General features: G+C 60.8%; 1 protein-coding gene. It reads left to right on the top strand.

From position 1 onward, the window contains the following. Positions 1-314 (top strand): cbb3-type cytochrome c oxidase subunit I (locus tag ACK4S7_RS13150; RefSeq protein ID WP_409647704.1); only part of this gene is annotated, 314 nt, incomplete at both ends.

Below are 314 nucleotides of genomic sequence, written 5' to 3'. Positions count from 1 at the left end.
TGCACTATGTCCTTATTGGCGGGATGGTCTTCCCCCTGTTTGCGGCCATCTACTACTGGACCCCGATGTCCAGCAGCCGGCCGCTAAGCGAGCGATGGGGCAAGTGGATCTTCTGGCTGATGTTCGTGGGCCACAACGTGACCTTCATGCCCATGCACCTGACCGGACTGATGGGCATGCCGCGCCGGGTCTATACCTATCTGCCGGAGCGAGGTTGGGACCTGCCCAATATGATCTCGACCGTCGGCTCCTTCATGTTCGGCCTGGCGGTCCTGCTGTGGGTCGTCGACATGATCCGCAACTTCCGCCCGTTC

This window comes from Sphingorhabdus sp. (genome assembly GCF_046292425.1).
In the GTDB taxonomy this organism is placed as follows: Bacteria; Pseudomonadota; Alphaproteobacteria; order Sphingomonadales; family Sphingomonadaceae; genus Sphingorhabdus_B.
This window is presented reverse-complemented; position numbering and strand designations above follow the sequence as displayed.